This window comes from Cypionkella sp., from assembly GCF_036782355.1.
Lineage (GTDB): Bacteria > Pseudomonadota > Alphaproteobacteria > Rhodobacterales > Rhodobacteraceae > Cypionkella.
In genome coordinates this window covers 13576-32976 of the sequence record NZ_DAIPZF010000031.1, presented here as the reverse complement: position 1 = coordinate 32976, position 19401 = coordinate 13576, and the positions used below count along the sequence as shown (strand labels likewise).

The 19401-nt window shown below is 59.1% G+C and carries 15 protein-coding genes and 1 pseudogene; 6 read left to right on the top strand and 10 right to left on the bottom strand.

Annotation, left to right across the window (positions count from 1 at the left end):
- Positions 1-577, top strand: a pseudogene (locus V7Q10_RS12090) (hypothetical protein); the annotation flags it as partial.
- Between the two features lie 157 nt (positions 578-734).
- Here V7Q10_RS12090 and V7Q10_RS12085 read toward each other — a convergent pair.
- The 10 genes from V7Q10_RS12085 to V7Q10_RS12040 all read right to left on the bottom strand — a co-directional run bounded on the left by V7Q10_RS12085 (position 735) and on the right by V7Q10_RS12040 (position 11467).
- A complete protein-coding gene (locus tag V7Q10_RS12085; RefSeq protein WP_333869363.1) occupies positions 735-1883 on the bottom strand; it encodes an N-acetylglucosamine-6-phosphate deacetylase in 1149 nt (382 codons plus the stop codon).
- A 10-nt stretch (positions 1884-1893) separates the two neighbouring features.
- Entirely contained in the window at positions 1894-3168 is a 1275-nt protein-coding gene (locus V7Q10_RS12080; protein WP_333869361.1) for a class II D-tagatose-bisphosphate aldolase non-catalytic subunit, read from the bottom strand.
- Complete coding sequence (locus V7Q10_RS12075; protein WP_333869360.1) at positions 3165-4070, bottom strand: ROK family protein; 906 nt, start codon at positions 4068-4070, stop codon at positions 3165-3167. The genes V7Q10_RS12080 and V7Q10_RS12075 overlap by 4 nt, the downstream gene beginning before the upstream one ends.
- Positions 4070-5131, bottom strand: a complete 1062-nt coding sequence (locus tag V7Q10_RS12070) for an SIS domain-containing protein (protein ID WP_333869359.1) — start codon at positions 5129-5131, stop codon at positions 4070-4072. The genes V7Q10_RS12075 and V7Q10_RS12070 overlap by 1 nt, the downstream gene beginning before the upstream one ends.
- Positions 5128-6135 carry an SIS domain-containing protein gene (locus tag V7Q10_RS12065; protein WP_333869358.1) on the bottom strand — a complete coding sequence of 336 codons (1008 nt, stop codon included), beginning with the start codon at positions 6133-6135 and terminating at the stop codon, positions 5128-5130. The genes V7Q10_RS12070 and V7Q10_RS12065 overlap by 4 nt, the downstream gene beginning before the upstream one ends.
- A complete protein-coding gene (locus V7Q10_RS12060) occupies positions 6132-7280 on the bottom strand; it encodes a Gfo/Idh/MocA family protein (RefSeq protein ID WP_333869357.1) in 1149 nt (382 codons plus the stop codon). The genes V7Q10_RS12065 and V7Q10_RS12060 overlap by 4 nt, the downstream gene beginning before the upstream one ends.
- A gap of 3 nt (positions 7281-7283) precedes the next feature.
- A complete protein-coding gene (locus tag V7Q10_RS12055; protein ID WP_333869356.1) occupies positions 7284-8393 on the bottom strand; it encodes an ABC transporter ATP-binding protein in 1110 nt (369 codons plus the stop codon).
- Between the two features lie 67 nt (positions 8394-8460).
- A complete protein-coding gene (locus tag V7Q10_RS12050; RefSeq protein ID WP_333869355.1) occupies positions 8461-9669 on the bottom strand; it encodes an ABC transporter substrate-binding protein in 1209 nt (402 codons plus the stop codon).
- Between the two features lie 30 nt (positions 9670-9699).
- Positions 9700-10545, bottom strand: a complete 846-nt coding sequence (locus V7Q10_RS12045; RefSeq protein ID WP_333869354.1) for a carbohydrate ABC transporter permease — start codon at positions 10543-10545, stop codon at positions 9700-9702.
- 1 nt (position 10546) lies between these two features.
- Positions 10547-11467, bottom strand: a complete 921-nt coding sequence (locus V7Q10_RS12040) for a carbohydrate ABC transporter permease (RefSeq protein ID WP_333869353.1) — start codon at positions 11465-11467, stop codon at positions 10547-10549.
- A 203-nt stretch (positions 11468-11670) separates the two neighbouring features.
- On the opposite strand from V7Q10_RS12040, the gene V7Q10_RS12035 reads away from it, so the two are divergent.
- From V7Q10_RS12035 to V7Q10_RS12015, 5 genes are all read left to right on the top strand, one after another.
- Entirely contained in the window at positions 11671-12432 is a 762-nt protein-coding gene (locus tag V7Q10_RS12035) for a GntR family transcriptional regulator (protein ID WP_333869352.1), read from the top strand.
- Entirely contained in the window at positions 12429-14276 is a 1848-nt protein-coding gene (locus tag V7Q10_RS12030) for a beta-N-acetylhexosaminidase (RefSeq protein ID WP_333869351.1), read from the top strand. The genes V7Q10_RS12035 and V7Q10_RS12030 overlap by 4 nt, the downstream gene beginning before the upstream one ends.
- Positions 14277-14632: 356 nt before the next feature.
- A complete protein-coding gene (locus V7Q10_RS12025; RefSeq protein ID WP_333869350.1) occupies positions 14633-15700 on the top strand; it encodes a GSCFA domain-containing protein in 1068 nt (355 codons plus the stop codon).
- The gene (locus V7Q10_RS12020; RefSeq protein ID WP_333869349.1) at positions 15697-16530 is read left to right on the top strand and encodes a hypothetical protein; all 834 of its coding nucleotides are present in this window, start codon (positions 15697-15699) and stop codon (positions 16528-16530) included. The genes V7Q10_RS12025 and V7Q10_RS12020 overlap by 4 nt, the downstream gene beginning before the upstream one ends.
- Before the next feature lie 101 nt (positions 16531-16631).
- On the top strand, positions 16632-19400 hold the full coding sequence (locus V7Q10_RS12015) for a methyl-accepting chemotaxis protein (protein ID WP_333869348.1): 2769 nt from the start codon (positions 16632-16634) through the stop codon (positions 19398-19400).
- Position 19401 lies beyond the last annotated feature (1 nt).

Sequence of the window (19401 nt, the reverse complement as noted above, 5' to 3'; positions counted from 1 at the left end):
GGGCCAGATCAAGCAGCAACTTTATGCCGAGGCCGAGGCCGATGACACAGACCCGCGCTTTGGTCTTATGGCATCAGATCCAGCGGTTATGGCGCGGCTCGACCAGATTGAAGCGCAGCTTGCCAGTATCAGGGCTGCCATTGGGGCGCCTGCTATAGGTGCGGCATCCACGACGGCAGCTATTGCGCTTTCCAGTCCGGCAGCGGTGCTAAATGCACAGGCCCCTGCCAGCCAAGCGCCTGATACTTCGTCAGGCACCACCCCAATCTGGCGCGACGAGGTCAGCTACACCCTTGCGCCCGGCGAGGGGATCGAAGTGAAGCTTGCCATGCAGCAAGGCGAAGTGGCCCGTTTTGAATGGACCGCGAACGGCTCTGTTGTGAACTACGACACGCATGGCGACGGTAACGGACAAAAAACCAGCTATGAACAGGGCCGCAGCACGCCGGGACAGGTGGGAGAATTGACTGCCGCTTTTGCCGGCAACCACGGCTGGTTCTGGCGTAACCGAACCGAAGCGCCTGTCGTTGTCACCCTGCGCACCGCAGGCGATTATGCTCAGTTGAAAGCGCCATAGCTTGCGGAACCGGTGGCGGTTCAATTGGGTCGCCACCCATCCTCTGCGTCAAGGTCTGTCGGTGGCTCGGTGCGCCCAAGCAACCGTCCCACTGCTCAGGCGCAATTTCGCACATTCTTTGATCTGGCGAAGGCCACCCTCAAACTTTGCAAAGCTGTCAGCTGATCTCTGTCAGGGCTGTGGCAAGCGGGGTCACGCTCCAATCGGTGCCAAGCAGCAGCACATCTTCCAGTGCGCGCGCGCAGGGGCTTGCCAGCGCATCGCGGCCGAGCAGACGCGCGGGGGCCGAGATTGCCATATCCAGCGCCTGCTCTGGCGCGATGCCGACGTTTTTGATCAGCCGGGCTAGACCCTCCGCCATGGTGATATGGGCGCCTGCAAGCGAGCCTTCGGCATTGACCAGCCGTCCGGCTTCAAGATGCAAATGCTGGCCATAAAGCGTAAAGCTGGGCGAGCCGCCGACGGTTGACATCGCATCAGAAACCAAAAACATCCGGCCTGGAACGGGGCGGGCGCGGATGGCAAGCCCCAGCATTTCATCGGCCACATGATGCCCGTCGCAGATGATCCCCACATAGGCTGCCGAGTTGATGCCGGCCCCCGTCACCCCGGCTGCGCGGTTCAGCATTGGCGACATCGCGTTGAACAAATGGGTAAAGCAGCTTGCTCCGGCATCCAGCAGCGCACGCACCTGCTCTGCCGTGGCGTCCGAGTGGCCAATCGACACCACAGCGCCCGTTTCCACAATCTGCGCCACTTGGGCAGGGGTCGTGCTTTCGGGGGCCAGCGTGATTTTAACAAAGATCTCTGCCGCACGCAGACGCTGAATATGAGCCAGAGTCTGCGGCTCGAAGGGGCGGACATATTGCGCCAGATGCGTGCCGCGCCTTGCCACCGAAATATGCGGTCCTTCAATATGCAGCCCCAAAAGACCCTGTGACCCTTGAGCGGCAAGCGCGGCTTCGACCGCGCGTTCTAAGACCTCGGGCGCATCGGTGATGACTGTGGGCAGAATGCCGACGGTGCCAAAGCGGCGATGCGCGGCGGCCATACGGGCAAGTGTCGTCACCGATTGATCGTTGTTCAGCAACGCATCCCCGCCGCCATTGACCTGCAAATCTAGAAACCCCGCGCAGACTGTCCCCGCAACCTTGACCAGCCGCGCATCGGCAGGCACCTGAGCGCGCGCGCGCAGGTCTCCCGTCCGCGCTCCTGTCACCGCAAGCGCCATGCCTTGCCGCAGCCGCTGCCCGTCAAACAGCGCGTCGGGGGCGATCCAGATTGGGGCGGCAAGGGTTGCGCACATGGGCGAGATCCTATGTCGTTGGAAACAAGAAGAAATACGGTCGCAGGGCGGATTGCACCTTTGCCAAGGCCAAAGCGCGCGGCAAGCCATGCGCGCTGCGCCGCGCGCTTGCAACCTCTGCTGCTGCAAAATGGCGCAAAAGCGCGTGATCGGGCAAAGTGACGCGCTCTAGATCGGCAAACAGCGCGGCCACTGCGGCCTCGGCTTGCGGGGCGGGCCAGTAATAGCGAATGCGGTCGGCAAGGCCGAAATGGCGTTGGTCATAAAGATCGCCTGCCTTTTGGTGATAATGGCCTTGCCAATAGCCCGGAGCGGCCAGCATCGCGGCCTCCATCACATCGGCCAGGCGGGGTCCATGCGGACCCCCCAGATCTGCGCGGATCTGGTCCAGCGCATAAAGTGCCGCGCGCCAAGCGAAGGTCAGTGCGGGGCCAACCTTCTGAAAGGCAAAGCCAAGTTCGGCAAGGCGGGGAAACACGGCGGGATCTTGATAATCGGTTGAATGCGCCTCGAGGCAGACCGCCGGCCAATCTTGCAGCGCGCGCAACAGCTCTGGGTCGCGCGCAAGCGGTAAAGCATGCACCTTCTGGGGCGAGAATTCGACCCCCGGCTGCACCACAAGCCCGCCGATTTGATCCAAGGCAGCGCCGATGCCTGCCGACTCGAAAGCCAGCTTATGCGCGGCCAAGGTGGCCATTGCGGCTGCGGGCGTGGTGGCGGGGATATCGCCTGCCTCATCAGCGCGCGCGCCCCCCGGTGGGGGCACCTCGGTGCCAATCACAAACAACAGATCCGCAGGATTTGGTGCCGCACGCAGGGCCACGGCGGCCAAATCTGCACTGCGTGCGGCGGTTACGGCATCGGGCAGTTGTGCGGTTTCACCCGCACAGCCTTCAGAGCAATCCAGATGCAATTTGCCAAAGCCAGCCCGAGCATAATCGGCCACCAGATCGCGTGCTTTGTCCATTGCCGCCGCCGCGGGTAGGGCGCGCCAAGCCTGAGGCCCCAGATGGTCGCCACCAAACAGCAGGCTCTTTGGCTCGAACCCCGCCGCCTGCGCAATTGCCGTCACAAAGGCAATAAAATCTGGCGGGGTCATGCCTGTATAGCCGCCGTCTTGGTTGACTTGGTTCGAAGTGGCCTCGATCATCAAAGGCGCGCCCAAAGTCTGCGCGAGAGTCAACGATGCCTCCAGCACCGCAGGATGCGCCGAACAGATCGAGGGGATAGCAACAGCCTGCCCGCTGCGATTTTGCGCGATGATCCGGCGCAGAGGCTGGGTCATGGCTGCGCCTCGTGCCAAGCGGCATAGGCCGCCCCGCGTGCGCCAGAGGCATCGCCACCCTGTGCCAAACGCAGTGGCGGGATCGCAAAATCCTTCAGTGTCGCCGCGGCAAGCCGCTGGGCCAGATCATCGACAAGCCCCGGCGCATTCGAGAGGCCGCCGCCGATCACGATCACCGCAGGGTCAAGCGTAAAGCAGAGTGTGATCAGAAAATCGCAGGCCAGATCCAGCCAAATCGCCCAAGCCTGTTGCAGGCCCGCGTCGGTGTTGCGCCCCTCGATCACCTGCTCTGGGCTTAGGATGCGGCCCGTCACATGCGCCGCGATCCGCGCCAGCCCCGGGGCCGAGAGCAGCGTCTCGGTGCAGCCCTTTCGTCCGCAGCCACAGGGCAAAACCGGCAGGCCATGCGCGATCATCGGCCCCGCGGGCAGCGGGAAATGCCCAAACTCGCCACCCAATCCCGCAAAGGCCGGCATCACTTGCCCGCCTGTCACCACGCCGCCAGCAAGTCCGGTGCCAAAGATCAGCGCCAGCGCGGGATCACAGCCTTGGGCGGCGCCAAAGCGCGCCTCTGACAGCGCCAAAGCGCGGCAATCATTGACCCATACCACCTCGCGTCCGGCTGCGCGGGTGATATCGACAACAAACGGCTGCCCTGAGGCGGCAAGATTTGCCGTCAAGGCAAGGCCCGTGGCAGGGTTTATCAACCCCGCAGCCGAGACGCCCACCGCAACGCCAGCTCCGGCTTGTGCCTCGCACCAAGCCACCGCATCGGCCATAGCTGCGACCAAATCGCGATAGGATTTCGGTGTTGGCCATCTGGTGCGGGCGGTCAGCTGCCAAGCCGCGTCAAAGACCTGCGCCTCGATCTTGGTGCCGCCCAGATCAATCCCCGCCGCCATCAGCACGCCTCCACGGGATGCAGCCGTACATGCGCCACCACCCGCGTCAGCGTGCCCTTGCCCGCAAAAGGATCATCGACGTCAAACCCCATCGAATCTGACCATACCGCCGCCAAAACCTGCGCCAAGGCCACATAAAGCGGTGCCGCCCAAGGTTCGGGATAGGGCTGCGGCAACTGCGGCAGATGTAGCGGGCTATGAGGGAATTGCTGCGCAAGCTCGACTGCAAGATCGGCCTCATAGGCAAGCGTTTGCGCGGTGAAACTGCGAAAAAGCCAGATCTGGGTGCCTTGATCGACAAAGCTTTTTGGCCCATGCCGAAAGCCCAAGGCGCTGTCCCAGAGTGCGGGGGTTTGGCCTGCCGACAACTCCATCACTTTCAGCGCAGCCTCGCGTGCGGCAAAGGCCAGCGCGCCGCTGCCCAAAAACACCGCGCGATCTGGGCGGCGCAGGCCTGAAGCTTGGGCCGCATAAGCGGGCAGCAGGGCGGTAAGGTCTTTGGCCAAATCGGCCCAACGCTTGGGGCTTTGTTTGGGCGTAAGGGTCTGATCCAACAGCGAAAGCGCGGTCAAAAGCATGGTCGAAAAACTGGAGGTCATTGCAAAGCCTGCATCATGGCAAGCTTCGGGCAGGCAGATCACTTTGCAACCCGCACGCGCCGCAAGATGCGAGGCGGCATTGCAGGTAACGTTCAGCCTTGGCCAATCGGGCGCAAGCGCGTCCAGCGCGTCTAATAGCCCAATCGATTCTGCCGAATTGCCCGAGCGGCCAAAGGAAATCACCAGTCTTGGCTCGCCGCGCAAATAGGCATGCGGGCGCGCGACGATGTCTGTTGTGGCTATGGCGCAAAGGCGCGGGCCGGTTTGGCCTTGCAGACCTGCGGCAATGATCTCGCCGATATAGGCTGAACTGCCCGCACCGCAGAGCCAAATCTCGGGCACTTGCAGCGCCGCAATCCAGGCCCGCAAGGCTGCGACATCAAGTGTTTGCCCCCAGGCCTGCCAGATCGCGGGTTGCGCATGTATCTCGCGCCATGTGGCGGTTTGGGATAGGGGCATCATCGGGTTTGCGTCACTTTGGAAAGGGTGCTGGGCTGGTCGGGGTTCAGCCCTAGAGCAAGCGCTAAGTTGAGTGCAAGTGGATAGGTCAGGCAAAGCAAAGCCGCCGCTGCGGCCGCGGGCGTCAGGCCCTGCGCGCCCGCATCCGAAGGCCGCAGGCGAAACACTGTGCCCCCTGCGGCGCGAAAGCGGGCCTCGGCGGTATCAAGGCTGTCTTGCACATCGGGGGCTTCGGTATCCAAGATCAAGATCAGCAATGGGTTTGTGACCAATTGCATTGGCCCGTGCAACACCTCGCTGCTGGAATAGGCCTCGGCATGCAAAGCGCAGCACTCCTTCAGCTTCAGCGCCAATTCCTGCGCCGCGCCAAAGCCTGTATCGCGGCCAATCACATAGACATGGCGCGCGCTTAACAGAGCTGCCAAGACGGCCGAGGTTTGCGGCAGGCTGACACCTGCAAGCGCTTGGATCGCTGCTGCCGAAGCTGCCGCACGCGGGGCATAATCGGGGCGCAGCTGGCCCAGCAGTGCCATGCCCCCCCCGATCGCGCCGACCACGGATTTCGTGGCGGGCACCGCCAGCTCGGGGCCCGCATGAATGCGCAGCGTCGCTTCGGCAGCCTGTTCGACCGCGCTATCTGTGGCATTGACCAATGCCAAGACCCGCGCGCCCGCCGCCTTTGCTCCTTGCGCCGAGCGTAGCAGATCTTCCGAGGCGCCCGATTGGCTGATCACCAAAACCGCCGCCTCTTGCAGCCGAACCCCCTGCCCAAGCGAAAACACCGAAGGTGGAAGTGAGGTCATCGGTAAACCCAATTCACGCATGATCTCATAGCTTAGGATATTGGCCGCAGCATCCGAAGAGCCGCGCGCTACGGTATAGATCGCGCGCAGATCACCCAGATCGGGCAGGCGCAGCTGTTGTGCAACGGCCTTGGCAAAAACCGCTGGGGCTTGGGCGATTTCGGCGGCCATATGCGTCGTTAATTGTGGCGCGTGCGCAGTCATTTGCGCAAACCAAAGGCGTCAAGCTGCGCCCAAACCTCGGTCAGATCGACGACTTGCCCCGATTGGCGCGCCTCGTCCAGTGCAAGAGCGGCAATCCCCGCTTCCATCGCGTCAAGGATCGACACCGGCAAGCCTGCCGATTGGCCGCGCATAAAGCGGGCAATGTCACGGCACATCATCGCATCGGCGCCATAATGCGCGCCTTTGCCGGCTGCGCCGCTGGTGTAATCATGATCAGCAAGCCGCCTGCCATCGCGCGCGGTCACCTTCAAAAAGCCGCGCACAAAATCGCCCTCGGCCATGCCCTGCGCGCCCATGACGCAAAAGCGGCGATGCTCGTCTGGCGCGTTCAGATTGGTGTGAAAGGCAAGGCTGCTGCCGGTTTCATAGTGGAGAATTGCGGTTTGAAAATCGATAATATCGCCATCCGAATGGAAGGGATCATCCGTCGCGTTCCACACCGATTTCTTGACATGAAAAATCTCTGCCTCGGCATTCGAGGCGGGCGCATAGGCGGGCACAAAGCTTTTGCGCCCGCCAAAGGATGCAACCCGCAAAGGCCGTGATCCGGTGATCATGTTATAGATATCAAGATCATGGCAGCATTTTTCCAGCATAAAACCGCCGGTCAGATCGGTTTTTCGCCGCCAGTCGCGCATGAAAAAAGCGCCATGATAGGGCGCGATATGCTCATTGGCTTCAAGCGATACGATCTCGCCCAACTGCCCAGCTGCCAGTGCTGCGCGCAGATCGACCATATGTTGCGAATAGCGCAGCACCAAGCCCACCATGGCACGCCCAGCTCCGCCGTGTTTGGCCAAAAGCCGCGCCAGCTCGAGTGTCTGGGCAATCGAAATTACCACCGGCTTTTCGGTGAAGATCTGCACACCCGCCTCAAGACCAAGGCGGATTTGCTCGAGGTGAAACACATTGGGCGAGAAAACGCAGTAAAGGTCAGGCTTGGCCTCTGACAGCATCTTGGAGATGTCGTCATAACGCTCAATCGCCTCGCCGCCGCCCAGCATCTCTAGATGTGTCGGGTTCGGGTCGTAATAGCCCACCACTTTCGCCTCGGGCATCTCGGCCAAAAGCGTGCCGAGAACATGTCCGGCCCGCAGGCCCATTCCCGCTGTGACAATGCGCATGGCTTATTTCCTTTGTTCATCCGCCAAAGACGGGGCTTGCAGGCGTGGCATGACTGCGCCGTTTGCATCAAACACATGTGCGTCTTGCGGGGCAAAGCTGAGGCCAATGTCTTCGCCCTCATGCAGAAGGCTGTCGCCAGCCAGGGCGGCGCAGATCTTTGGCCCGCCCAGCATGACGCCATAAGCAATCGCCACTCCGCCCAGCCGCTCTAGAACCCGCAGTTTCATCGTAAGGCCTGCGCCCAAGGTCAGGTTTTCGGGGCGTATCCCCACCTCGACCGTGTCACCTATCTTGGCGTCGCCAAAAGCCACCGGCAGGGTTATCCGCGCACCAGCGGTGATATCAACCGTTAGCCCATCCGGCCCCGTGCCCACCACGGTTGCCGGCAAAAGGTTCATATTGGGCTGACCGATAAAGGTTGCGACAAAGCGCGTGGCGGGGTGATGATAAAGCTCCATCGGCGTGCCGAATTGTTCGATCCGCCCCTTGTTCAGGACCACGATGCGGTGGGCCATCGTCATCGCCTCGATCTGATCGTGGGTGACATAGATCATCGTCGCGTCCAGATCCCGTTGCAGCGCCGAAAGTTCGACCCGCATTTCGCCGCGCAGCGCCGCATCAAGGTTAGAGAGAGGCTCGTCAAACAAAAACACCCGCGGATTGCGCACAATGGATCGCCCAATCGCAACCCGCTGCCGCTGCCCTCCTGAAAGCTGCCCGGGCTTTAGGTGCAGCTTGTCATTCAATTGCAAAATATCTGCCGCACGCCCAACCTTTTGGCGCACCTCTTCTTCGGGCAGTCGGGCGACACGCAGCGGAAAGGCGATGTTTTCAAACACCGTCAAATGCGGATAAAGCGCATAGGATTGAAACACCATCGAGATGCCGCGATCCACAGGTGCCGCCCGTGAGACATCGACACCGTCAATCAAAATCCTGCCAGAACTGGCCTCTTCCAACCCCGCAATAATCCGCAACAGCGTAGATTTGCCACAGCCCGAGGGTCCAACAAAAACCACAAACTCACGGTCACGCACGGCTAAGTCGATGCCATGCAGCACCTTGGCCGTGCCAAAAGATTTGGTCAAATGGGAAAGTTCCAGCCGGGCCATGTCGAAAACCTATTGAGTCAGAGAAAAGAGGCGCGGTCGTCCCGCGCCTCTGCCGTGGTTTACGCGCCTAGCGCACGGCGGCCAGTTCTTGGCCTGCGATTGTCACCAATTCATCGACCGAGCCTTCGCCCAACAGGATGCCTTGAACCATATTGGTAAAGACCGCTTGCAGAGATTTGAAATCTTCAACCATTGGCTCTGGGCCGCCTGTCGAGATGCCGGCGACAAAGACCGGCCATGGATCTTGGGTGTAGTAGACCTCACTCATGCCCGCTTTTTGGTAATCCAAGATCGGGGTCAGGCCCCAAGTGCTGTCCAGATCATATTGCGCCTCGCCCGAGGTCAGCGCCTTGGCCAGTTTGACCGCCAGATCTTCGTGGCCGGTGCCTTTGAACACAGCAATCGAATCCGTGATCAGAATCGTGCCGGAATCCCCCGATGGGCCGTGTGGAATAGGTACGATCATCTGACTTGGCACTTTTTCGGCATGCTGCCCTTTGCCCCATGGGCCGGTCACATACATCGCAATCTGGCCGTCGTTGAACAGATCCTTCATCTGGTCACGCTCCCATTCGATGGGGCCAGATTGCATATAGGGCAAAAGATCTGCGTAAAGCTGCAAGGTCTCGCGGGTGTTTTTGCTGTCAAGCGCGGGCTTGCCTTCGGCGTCAAACACAAGTCCGTCGTTGGAATACAGGAAATCAAGGAACATATGCATCGTGTTGTCAAAATCCTTGCCCGCAATGCCGATGCCTGCTGCATCGGTGTTGTCGGTCACGGTTTTCGCCAAGGCCACCAGATCGGCATAGGTCTCGGGCGCTTTGCAGGCTGCACCTGCGGCCTCGACGACCGCGCAGTTGATATAAAGCGCCTTGGTCGAGAAGGCATGCGGGATGCCCCAGTATTGGCCGCCTGAAGACACCGTAGACAGCACGCCGGGTTGGAACTTGGCCTGTTCTTCGGGGGTAAAGCTGACCGGAACGATCAGGTCGTTCTTGGCCAATTGCCGCAGGGTCCGCGAGCCCATATAGGCCAGCGACGGCGGATCGCCGGCGGCTGCCAGTTGCATGGATTTATCTTGGCAGGTGCCCCATTCCACCGCCTCCATATTCACCGTAACCCCCGGATTTTCGCCGATAAAGGTGTCGATCACTTTTTGGTCGGCAGGGCGCACTTCGCCGCCGCACATGATGAAATGCAACTCTTCGGCTTGGGCGGAAAGGGCCGAGCCTGCCAACAGCGCTGCGGCGACGGAAAGTGTTTTTATAGATGTCATTCTAGTCTCCCTTGGTTGGATGTCTGATGGTCACTCTTTCACCGCGCCCGCTGTCAGACCAGCGACGAGGTATTTCTGAAGGAACAAGAAAAACAGCAGCACCGGCAGCACGCCGGTCAAGGCTGCGGCCATCATCTCGTTCCAAGTGGTGTCTTGATAACCGACGAATTCAAACAGACCCGCCGGCAGCGGCTGGAATTCGCGTTTGTTGTTAAAGGTGATGGCGAACAAAAATTGCTGGGCATAGGCACCGATAAAAACCGAGGTCGCCACCACAATCAGCCCCGGCGTTGCCAGCGGAATAACCACGCGGCGCAGGGTATAAAGCCGCGATGCGCCATCCACATAGGCGGCCTCTTCCAATTCGCGCGGGATCTTTTCTAGATACGAGCGCAGCAACCAAATTCCCGTCGGGATCAAAAACGCCACCCCCGGAATGATCATCGCCCAATAGGTGTTTAAAAGCCCAAGCGTGCGCAAAACCCGATACAGCGGGATCAAAAGCACCGCGCCGGTGAACATATTAACCGCCAAGAAACCGCCCAAGGACAGGGCTTTGAATGGAAACTCCAGTCGCGCATAGGCATAAGCGCCCGGCACCACCACAATCATCGTGGCCAAGGTCACCGCCAGAGCAATAAACACCGAGTTAAAAATATAGCGCCCCAAAAGCGGTACGGTCACCCACATATCGCGGTAAGCCTGCAAAGAGAAATCCTTGGACCACCAGGAAAACTCGGCCGTCATCAAATGCGACATGGGGCGCAAACTGACGCGCAGCATTTCAATAAAGGGCATCAAGATAAACAACAAAAACAAAAAGGTGGCGATATAAAGCCCGATTTTTTGCCAGATATTCAGACGGTCAATCAGCATCTTATTTCGCCCCATAATAGCGGTTCACACGGTTTAAAAAGTAAAGATAGGCCAATGAAAACAGGGCCAGCAGCGTCACAATCACCACGGCCCGCGCCGCCCCTTCGCCAAAGCGCTGACTGGAAATCGCGACCTTATAGGTGTCGATAATCAAGGTTGTGGTCGCCCCGCGAGGACCTCCCTCGGTTAAAATCCAGATAATCTCGAAACTGTTGAACGTCCAAATCGCCGACAGCAGCGCCATCGAGACAATAACGGGCATGATTTGCGGAATTGTGATGCGGCGAAACCGATACCAGCGCCCCGCGCCATCGACCCAAGCCGCCTCATAAAGATCGCGGGATACGCCTTGCATTGCCGCTAGCAGAAACAGCGTCACCATTGGCGTGCCGACCCAAACATCCGTCACCACCGCCGAATAAAACGCCGAGGTTTTACTGGCCAAAAGTGCAACACGATCCTGTACAAGGCCAAACTCTTGCAGCAGACCCGAGATCAAACCGAAATAGCCGTTATACATCCATTTCCAGCCAATCACGCCAATCGCTACAGGAATGACCCAAGGCGGCATGACCAAAATTCGGAACAGCGCTTTGCCCGGAATCGCCGCATTTAAAAGCGTCGCCCCGATCAGCCCCATAATTAATTTCAGGCTGACCGATAAAAACATCCAATAAAATGTCCGCGCCACCGTGTCATAGAATTTCGGGCTGGCCATCAGCGCGGCGTAATTAGCGAGCCCGACATAAGACTCGCCGCCCAAAGTGGCATCGGTAAACGACAAACGGATGGTTTCTGCCAAGGGCCATGCGACGATCACCCCGATGAACAAAAGTGCAGGCGAGATCAGCATCCAGGCAAAGGCCGCTTCAGACAATCCAGAGCGCGCCATAATCGGCGCGGTGCGGCCAGAATCCTGCATGCAGTGACGCCCTCCTGAAATCAGCGAATCGTCTAGATAAATTATGATACCAAAAATTAATTTAAATGCTGCCAATATAATACCAAATGCCAAAAAATCTGCTAAGTGGTGCATATTTCTGTGGTTTTTTCCTGAAAAATATTCATCTAGACGAAATTACACGATATTGGTAATGTCAAAATAATACCAATTAGGGGGCGAAAATGCAGGATGATTTGGCACTGTTTCGCCCCGCGGCCTGGTTGCAGAGCGGGCAAGGCCCCAGATATGAACAATTGTACCGCCATCTGCTGGCGGCAATCACCTCGGGTCAACTGGCCAGTCAGTCGCAACTGCCGCCCGAACGCGATCTGGCCGAGTTGGCCGAGGTAAGTCGTGTGACGATCCGCAAAGCCGTGGCGCAATTGGTGGAAGACGGCGTGTTAGAGCAGCGGCGCGGTGCAGGCAGCTTTGTGCGCTCACCGCCGTCGAAAATGGAGCATTCCTTATCGGCGCTGATGTCCTTTACCGAGTATATGCGCCAGCGTGGCAAGGCCTCGACCAGCCGTATTCTTCAGCGTGGCATGTTCTCGCCCACGCCCGACGAGCAGATGGCGCTGGGCCTGCCCGGAGCCGAGATGTTGGCGCGAGTCGAGCGTTTGCGCTTTGCCGATGATGTGCCGATGGCACTGGAGCGATCGTCTTTGCCGCGCGATATTTTGCCCGATCCTAATCTGGTCGATGTCTCGCTTTATGATGTGCTGCGCACCCGTGGCGTCGCCCCAACACGGGCGGTGCAGCGGATTACGGCGATCAATGCCACGGGCGAAGATGCGCGGCGGATGAATCTGGCCGAAGGAGCGGCCGTGCTGCGAATTGACCGCACAGCCTATTTGCCAAACGGGCGGCCAATCGAGTTTACCCGTGGGCTTTATCGCTCGGATATCTATGATTTCATTGCAGAATTGCGATTGGATGCCGGATGATGCTTCGATTTTCCGCCCGGATCGAGGGCGCAGAGATTATTTGCGAAATTGGCAGTGATACCGCGCTGACTGCGCCTGTGTTTTGCTTTTCGCTGATGGCCGCACCGCGCGTCGTCTCGGGTGGGGTGATGCAGCGCCGGCTTGCGGGCTATGGCGAGGTGATTTTGCCCGATATCGCTGCGGGGCAGAGCCATCGGCTTGTGCTGGCCTATGAGTCGCCCGACTATCGCCCAAAGAACCGCGCTTGGCTGCCGCTGGGGGCCTATCTTCGAGTGGGCAAAATCGTTCACGCCTTGCCAGAGGGTTTTGCGCTGGGGGTGCGGCTGGGCTTGGCGGCGCAAGACCGCGCGCCATCCCCCGAAGCCTTGCCGCCCGATGTCTTGCCGCTGCTGCCGCCGCCGCAAAGCTGGCAGGCGACGGGTGGGAACTTGGCCTTTGCCACGCTGCGGCCTGATCCTGCCTTTGCAGGGGTTGCAGCCCTTGCGCAGCGGGCAGGGCTTGCGGCCTTTACCGCCGCTGAGGGGCTCGAGGTGCGCCCAGAGATCACCACCGATTTGGCCCCGGAAGCCTATCGTATTGGCATCACCGCGACTGGCATTTCGATTGTGGCAGGCAGTCTTGCGGGCGCGCATTATGCGGCGATCACCCTGCTAAGTTTGCGCGAAACTTGTGGCGGTCGGCTGCCCTGTGGCATCATCAGCGACACGCCCCGTTTTGTCTGGCGCGGACAACATCTTGACTGCGCGCGGCATTTTTTCAGCCTAGATAGCATCATGCGTCTTTTGGATGTGATGGCACTGCTGAAGCTGAATCGTTTTCACTGGCATTTCGCTGATGATGAGGCGTTTCGGCTTGAGTTGGACTATGCCCCCGAACTGGCCCGCAAAACTGCTTGGCGCGGCGAGGGGCAGATGATGCCTGCGGTTTTTGGTGGCGGGATTTTGGCAGGCGGCAGCTACAGCCGAGCCGATGTCGCCCGCGTGCTGGCCCATGCTGCCTCGTTGCATATTGAAGTCATGCCCGAGATTGAGAGTCCGGCGCATTCGCATGCGCTGATCAAGGCGATTTCGGGTCTGCGCGATCCAGGCGATAATGGCGAAGAGATCTCGGTGCAGGGCTATCTTGATAATGTGGTGAACCCCGCGATGCCTGAAACATGGCAAGTTTTGTCCGCCATTATCGAGGAGGTCGCCAGCCTGTTTCCGATGCAGCTGCTGCATTTGGGCTGCGATGAGGCCCCGTCTGGCGTCTGGTCGGGCAGCCCTGCGGTTCAAGCGCTTATGGCGCAAGAGGACTTGCAGACTTGGGGCGACGTTCAAGGCTGGATGATGGCGCGATTGGCGGCACATCTGGCAGCCAAAGGCATTCGCGCAGCGGCTTGGGAAGAGGCCGCCAAGGGCAAGAATGGCGGCATTGGTCATGGTGCGATTTTGTTCAGCTGGACAGGGCAGGGTGCAGGTCTCGCCGCCGCCCATGCCGGCTATGATGTGGTGATGTGCCCTGCTGCGCACACCTATTTCGATTTGGCTCATAGCTCTGATCCCGAGGATTGGGGCGCGACGTGGGCGGGGATTTTGCCTTTGGACAAGACGCTGTTATGGGATCCTGTGCCAGCCGAAAGTCAGGATATTGCCGCGCGTATCTTGGGCGTTCAGGGTTGTTTTTGGGGTGAATTCACCACCCAAGACGCTCAGGCCGAGGCGATGATCGCCCCCCGCATTTTCGGCCTTGCCTGCAAGGCCTGGGAGCCGCAAGCCACCACCTCGCCGGCGCGTTTGCGCGCGCTGATCCCTTTTTATGCCCCGATCTTTGACGCAATGGGCTGGGTCTTGGCCCCGATCTAGCGCGGCACTGGCCTTGAAGCCGCCGGTTGAAAGGGCAGTAAAATGCTTGCTGTTTCATGTTTGAATTGAATGCATGGTACAGCGCCCTCCTGTCTTAAATTCCTGTTAGGCGCTTTGCCAGACACTGGCCTTGTCGTGTTTCGGAGGTCGGGATGTCTGTGAACCAAGCTGTCGCCATTGCCGTATTGGCGGGCCAGTCAAACGTGCTGCAAACCGGCCCAAGCAGCGGAGGCATGCAGGCCGCAGCGGCGCTTGGGCAACGATCGGATCGGCGGCGGCGATGCCTTGGTCGTGACCAAGAAACCTGGCAAGGGTTAGCCCCGCGGCTCAGGCTTTTGTTTTAGTGAGTTTTACGCATGGCCAACCCCTATCTTTCTGCACCGTTACAGGCCTTTTGGCGCCATGGCGTGGCGGCATCTAAGGGGGAAGATTTCTCCCATCTTTTCACGCCAAAGTTCTCGATCGACCAAAACGATGTCATCGCAACCGCGGGAAGCTGTTTTGCCCAACATATCAGCCGCGCGCTGATCGCTGCCGGCTGTCGGATGCTTGACGCAGAGCCTGCCCCCCGCCAGCTGCCGCCCGATACGGCCAAAGCCTTTGGCTATGGGCTTTATTCGGGGCGCTATGGCAATATCTATACCGCGCGCCAGATGCGAGAGCTGTTGGAAGAGATTTTCTGCACGCCCGCGCCGCCAGTGCTGTGCTGGCCGCTTGGTGCGGGCTGGGTGGATGCGCTGCGCCCCAGGCTTGAACCCGAGGGACTGGCCAGCCAGCTGGAGGTAGCGGTTCAGCGTAAAGAGCATCTTGCCGCCCTAAAAGCCCGACTGCCAGAGTGCAGCCTGTTCGTGTTTACCCTTGGCATGACAGAGGCTTGGCAAGATCTGGCCAGTGGCCGTACCTTGCCAGTCTGCCCTGGCGTCATTGCCGGCAGTTTTTCTGATCTGACCACGCGTTTTGTGACTTTCCGCTATCCAGAGGTGATGGAGGATCTGACCCGCCTGCGTAACCTGTTGCATCGGTTCAATCCTCAGATGCGGCTTTTGCTGACAGTCTCGCCGGTGCCGCTGGCCGCAACAGCTTCGGGCCGCCATGTGCTGGCCGCCAGCACCCGCTCTAAGGCCACCTTGCGCGCCGCCGCAGAAGATTTTGCCGATGCGCACGCCGATGTTGATTACTTTCCCTCTTTCGAGATTGTCACCTCTCCGGCCGCACGCAGCCCGCGGTTTGAACAAAACCTGCGACATGTGCGTGCCGAGACGGTGGATGCCATAATGGCGCTTTTTATGCAGGCCTATGGTCTTGCGCCGGTGATGCCTAAAGATCTTGCTCTTGCCGCTGCGCCCACGCCTGCGCAAAGCGACGACGCAGATGACCGCCTGATATGTGAAGAGGCGCTGCTCGACGCCTTTGCGCCACCTTGACCTTTTTCAATCCGCCAGTTCCAGCCACCCCGCTTGCGCGTCCGCTTTTGGGTCTCGCCTTGGGCAATTCGCATGTGGCCGCCCTCCGCCTTGCTTATACCCAAACACAAGATCGTCCGCCGGGGCTTGTGCTGGAGTTTCTGGCCTCGGGTCAGGCGGGGCTGGCAGAGATCGCTCTTGATCGGGGGGATCTTATTGCCACCTCGCCCCGCACCGCTGCAGATTTCCTGCGCTTTGGGGCGCGGGCGCGCATCCCTCTGGCCGAGTACGATTTTTTCCTGATCGTTGGCCTTGGTTTTAACGTTTACGGCCTTGAACCGCTTTATCGTGAATATCGCTGCCCCGGGCTAAATGGCTGGCAAAGCGCCCATCCAAAACGCAGCCTCGTCTCAGAGGCCGCGATGAGACAGATGATTGCGGCGCCTTTGCGCAGCTGCCTTTCGGGACGGGTCGCGGCCTTGTTGCGCCAAGGCTCGGACAAGCCGATCTTTCAGCAGGCGCAGCCCCGCCCTGCCGAGACATTGCTGTTGCAAAAGCACTATCCAAGCCTGCGTCGCGCCGTAGCGCGTGGCGATGCACAAGCTCTTAGCGCCCTGTTTGAGCAGGCCGCCGCATTGGCCTGTCTGGATCACTACCTGCCACAACCGCCTGAAACACGGCACAAAGGTTTGCTGACCGCGGTGGCCTATACCGAAAATGCCCCGCGCCTGACGGCTGATCCTGCAAGGCTGCAACGCCAAGCCGCAAATGATTTTTTGCATGCAAACGGCGTTTATGGCGCGCGGATGCTGCATCATCTGGGACAGGCTTTGGCCGTGCAGCCGCGCTAAACCGATGCTTTTGCTGGGCGGGCAGAGATTTTTGCGGCGTTAATCATCGATTCAGCTCTCTTGGGATAGGCTGTCCGAACCTGCGCGCAGTGGAGTTGCTGATGACCCTAAAGACCCTAGAGACCACGGATATTGAAACGGCCAACCGGCTAATGCTGTTGACCAGCATGGTGATGCGTGTGCGTGCAAGCGACGGCATGGTGCTGATGGCCAATGCGGCGGCTGATCGGCTGGTGGGCGGTGGCAATGTCCCCGTGGTGGGCTGCAAACTGCCAGAGCTTGTGCGCGAGGGTGACTATCTGCTCGACTGCCTCGGCGCGGCGGTGCAGGCCAGCGATCCAGTTGAATTTCATGTCCATCTTGCCGAGGAAGATGCGGTCGTCACGTTCCACGGTTTCTTGCGTGATGCGCAAGAGGACGTGCCAACGCTGGTGCTGAATGGCCGTCTGGTGCCCAAAGATGCTGACCTTGTCAGCAAGATGCAAGCGATCGAGCGGGTTCAGGCGGTGATCGAATTTGACACCGAGGGCAATATCCTGCGGGTCAATGATAATTTCCTTACCCTGATGGGATATGAAGAGGTCGGGCTTAAAGGCCGCCACCACAGCCTCTTTTGTCGCAAGGCCTATGTGGCCTCCAGCGATTATGCCGAGATGTGGCGCAGGCTTGCTGGTGGCGAGATTGTGGATGGCGAGTTCGAGCGGATCACCTCTGCCGGGGCGTCGGTCTGGATTAGGGCCAGCTATAATCCGATATTTGGCCCCGATGGCCGCGTGGCCCGCGTGGCCAAATTTGCAATGGATGTGACGGCGGCCAAGACCATCTCGGCCGAAAATGCCGGCCGGCTGAATGCCTTTGGCAAGGCTATGGCGATGATCGAATTCGATCTTGACGGTAATATTATCGAAGCAAATCAGAAGTTTCTTGCACTGATGGGCTACAGCAAGGAAGAGTTGATGGGCCAGCACCACCGCATCTTCTGCGACCCAGACTATGTCCGCAGCGCAGCTTATAAGCAGTTTTGGCAAAAGCTATCCGGCGGTGCCTTCGACATGGGTGAGTACAAACGCTTTGCCAAAGAAGGGCGTCCGGTTTGGTTGCAGGCCAGCTATAACCCGATTGCGGGTCCGGATGGCGAAATTGCGCGCGTGGTCAAAGTTGCGATGGATGTCACCGAGCAGCGCTTGACGATGTCGGATCTTCAGAGCCGCGTTTCGGTGCTGTCGCGCACGGAAATGATGCTGGAAATGGATGAACGCGGCTCGATCCTTTCGGCCAATGATCTGTTTTTGACCCAAACCGGCTACCAAATCGAAGATCTGCGCGGCAAGGCAGAAGCGATGTTTTGGCATGTTGACGCTGCTGAATCTAATGACTTTCGCCTGCATTGGCAGCGCCTAAAAAAGGGGGAGCCGCAATCGGGTGAATTCCGCCGCTATGGCCGTGGCGGCCAAAGTTTCTTTGTGAACGGAACCTACAGCCCGATTTACGATCTGGATGGCAATGTGCGCCGCGTGCTGCTTCACGGTCAGGATGTTACGACAGACCGGCTGCGCAACGCTGATTTTGAAGGCACGCTGCGGGCCTGCGACCGCTCGCTCGCTATCGTCGAATTTGACTTGCAGGGCAATGTCTTGACCGCAAATGCCAATTTCCTTGCCTTGATGGGGTATACGTCGGATCAAGTGCAGGGCCAGCATCACCGCATTTTTTGCCCCAAGGACCATGCCGCCTCGGAAGCCTATCGAGATTTTTGGGAAAAACTCTCGCGCGGGGAATATGACGCAGCCGAATATTGCCGCGTGACCCAGGATGGCCGCGAGGTTTTCATTCGTGCCACCTATAACCCGATCTTCGATCTTGACGGTCGCCCGACCAAGATCATTAAATTTGCCACCGATGTCACCGCTGAACGTCTGGCCACGGCGCAATTCGAAAGCAAATTCGACGCAATTGATCGCAGTCAGGCCATTATCGAGTTTGATCTTGAAGGTAAGGTGAAGTCAGCAAACGAGAATTTCCTGCGCCTGACAGGATATTCCCTGCGCGAGATCATCGGCCAACATCATGCGATCTTTTGCACCGCGGATCACATCAAATCGCAGGCCTATCGCGATTTCTGGGTCGGTCTTCGCAAGGGCGAAGCGCAACATGGCCGCTTTCACCGCATTGGCAAATTCGATTGTGATCTGTGGATTCAGGCCAGCTATTCGCCTTTGCTCGACTTTCACGGCAAGCCCGTCGGCGTGATCAAATACGCCCATGACATCACTGCCCAGGTCGCATTAGAGGGGACGATTCGCAATAAGGCGGCGCTGATGTCCAAGGTGGTCGATCGGCTTTCAAATTCGATCCATCAGATCAATGCCTCGACGGCACAAAGCCTCAGTCACTCTGGCGAAACCCGTACCAATGCCTCGCAGGGGTTTGAGGCACTGAATAACGCTATCGGTTCGATCGAGCTGATCTCGGCCTCATCCAGTGAAATATCAAACATTATCAAAGTTATCACAGAAATCGCAAATCAGACCAACCTCTTGGCCTTCAATGCCGCGATCGAGGCGGCGCGGGCTGGCGAATACGGTGTCGGCTTTTCCGTCGTTGCGGATGAGGTGCGCAAACTGGCCGAGCGTAGTTCGACCGCAGCCCTTGAAATCGGCAAGTTGATCGAGGAAAGCACGGCGCGCGTGGGCTTGGGCACGGAACGCTCTTACGCGGCGCGGACGGCCTTTGAACGCATCGTGCAAAGTGTTGGTGAAACCGCAACCTCGATTGATCGCATCTCAGAGTCTGCGGCCGAGCAGGAAACGGTCTCGCGCGAGGTGGTTGGCCTGATTTCCGAACTGGCTTCGGTTACGCAGGCGGCCTGAG

Excerpts from the sequence above, each read along its gene's own strand:
- V7Q10_RS12085 (WP_333869363.1), bottom strand. The coding sequence starts at position 1,883 with ATGTGCGCAACCCTTGCCGCCCCAATCTGGATCGCCCCCGACGCGCTG.
- V7Q10_RS12080 (WP_333869361.1), bottom strand. The coding sequence starts at position 3,168 with ATGACCCAGCCTCTGCGCCGGATCATCGCGCAAAATCGCAGCGGGCAG.
- V7Q10_RS12075 (WP_333869360.1), bottom strand. The coding sequence starts at position 4,070 with ATGGCGGCGGGGATTGATCTGGGCGGCACCAAGATCGAGGCGCAGGTC.
- V7Q10_RS12070 (WP_333869359.1), bottom strand. The coding sequence starts at position 5,131 with ATGATGCCCCTATCCCAAACCGCCACATGGCGCGAGATACATGCGCAA.
- V7Q10_RS12065 (WP_333869358.1), bottom strand. The coding sequence starts at position 6,135 with ATGACTGCGCACGCGCCACAATTAACGACGCATATGGCCGCCGAAATC.
- V7Q10_RS12060 (WP_333869357.1), bottom strand. The coding sequence starts at position 7,280 with ATGCGCATTGTCACAGCGGGAATGGGCCTGCGGGCCGGACATGTTCTC.
- V7Q10_RS12055 (WP_333869356.1), bottom strand. The coding sequence starts at position 8,393 with ATGGCCCGGCTGGAACTTTCCCATTTGACCAAATCTTTTGGCACGGCC.
- V7Q10_RS12050 (WP_333869355.1), bottom strand. The coding sequence starts at position 9,669 with ATGACATCTATAAAAACACTTTCCGTCGCCGCAGCGCTGTTGGCAGGC.
- V7Q10_RS12045 (WP_333869354.1), bottom strand. The coding sequence starts at position 10,545 with ATGCTGATTGACCGTCTGAATATCTGGCAAAAAATCGGGCTTTATATC.
- V7Q10_RS12040 (WP_333869353.1), bottom strand. The coding sequence starts at position 11,467 with ATGCAGGATTCTGGCCGCACCGCGCCGATTATGGCGCGCTCTGGATTG.
- V7Q10_RS12035 (WP_333869352.1), top strand. The coding sequence starts at position 11,671 with ATGCAGGATGATTTGGCACTGTTTCGCCCCGCGGCCTGGTTGCAGAGC.
- V7Q10_RS12030 (WP_333869351.1), top strand. The coding sequence starts at position 12,429 with ATGATGCTTCGATTTTCCGCCCGGATCGAGGGCGCAGAGATTATTTGC.
- V7Q10_RS12025 (WP_333869350.1), top strand. The coding sequence starts at position 14,633 with ATGGCCAACCCCTATCTTTCTGCACCGTTACAGGCCTTTTGGCGCCAT.
- V7Q10_RS12015 (WP_333869348.1), top strand. The coding sequence starts at position 16,632 with ATGACCCTAAAGACCCTAGAGACCACGGATATTGAAACGGCCAACCGG.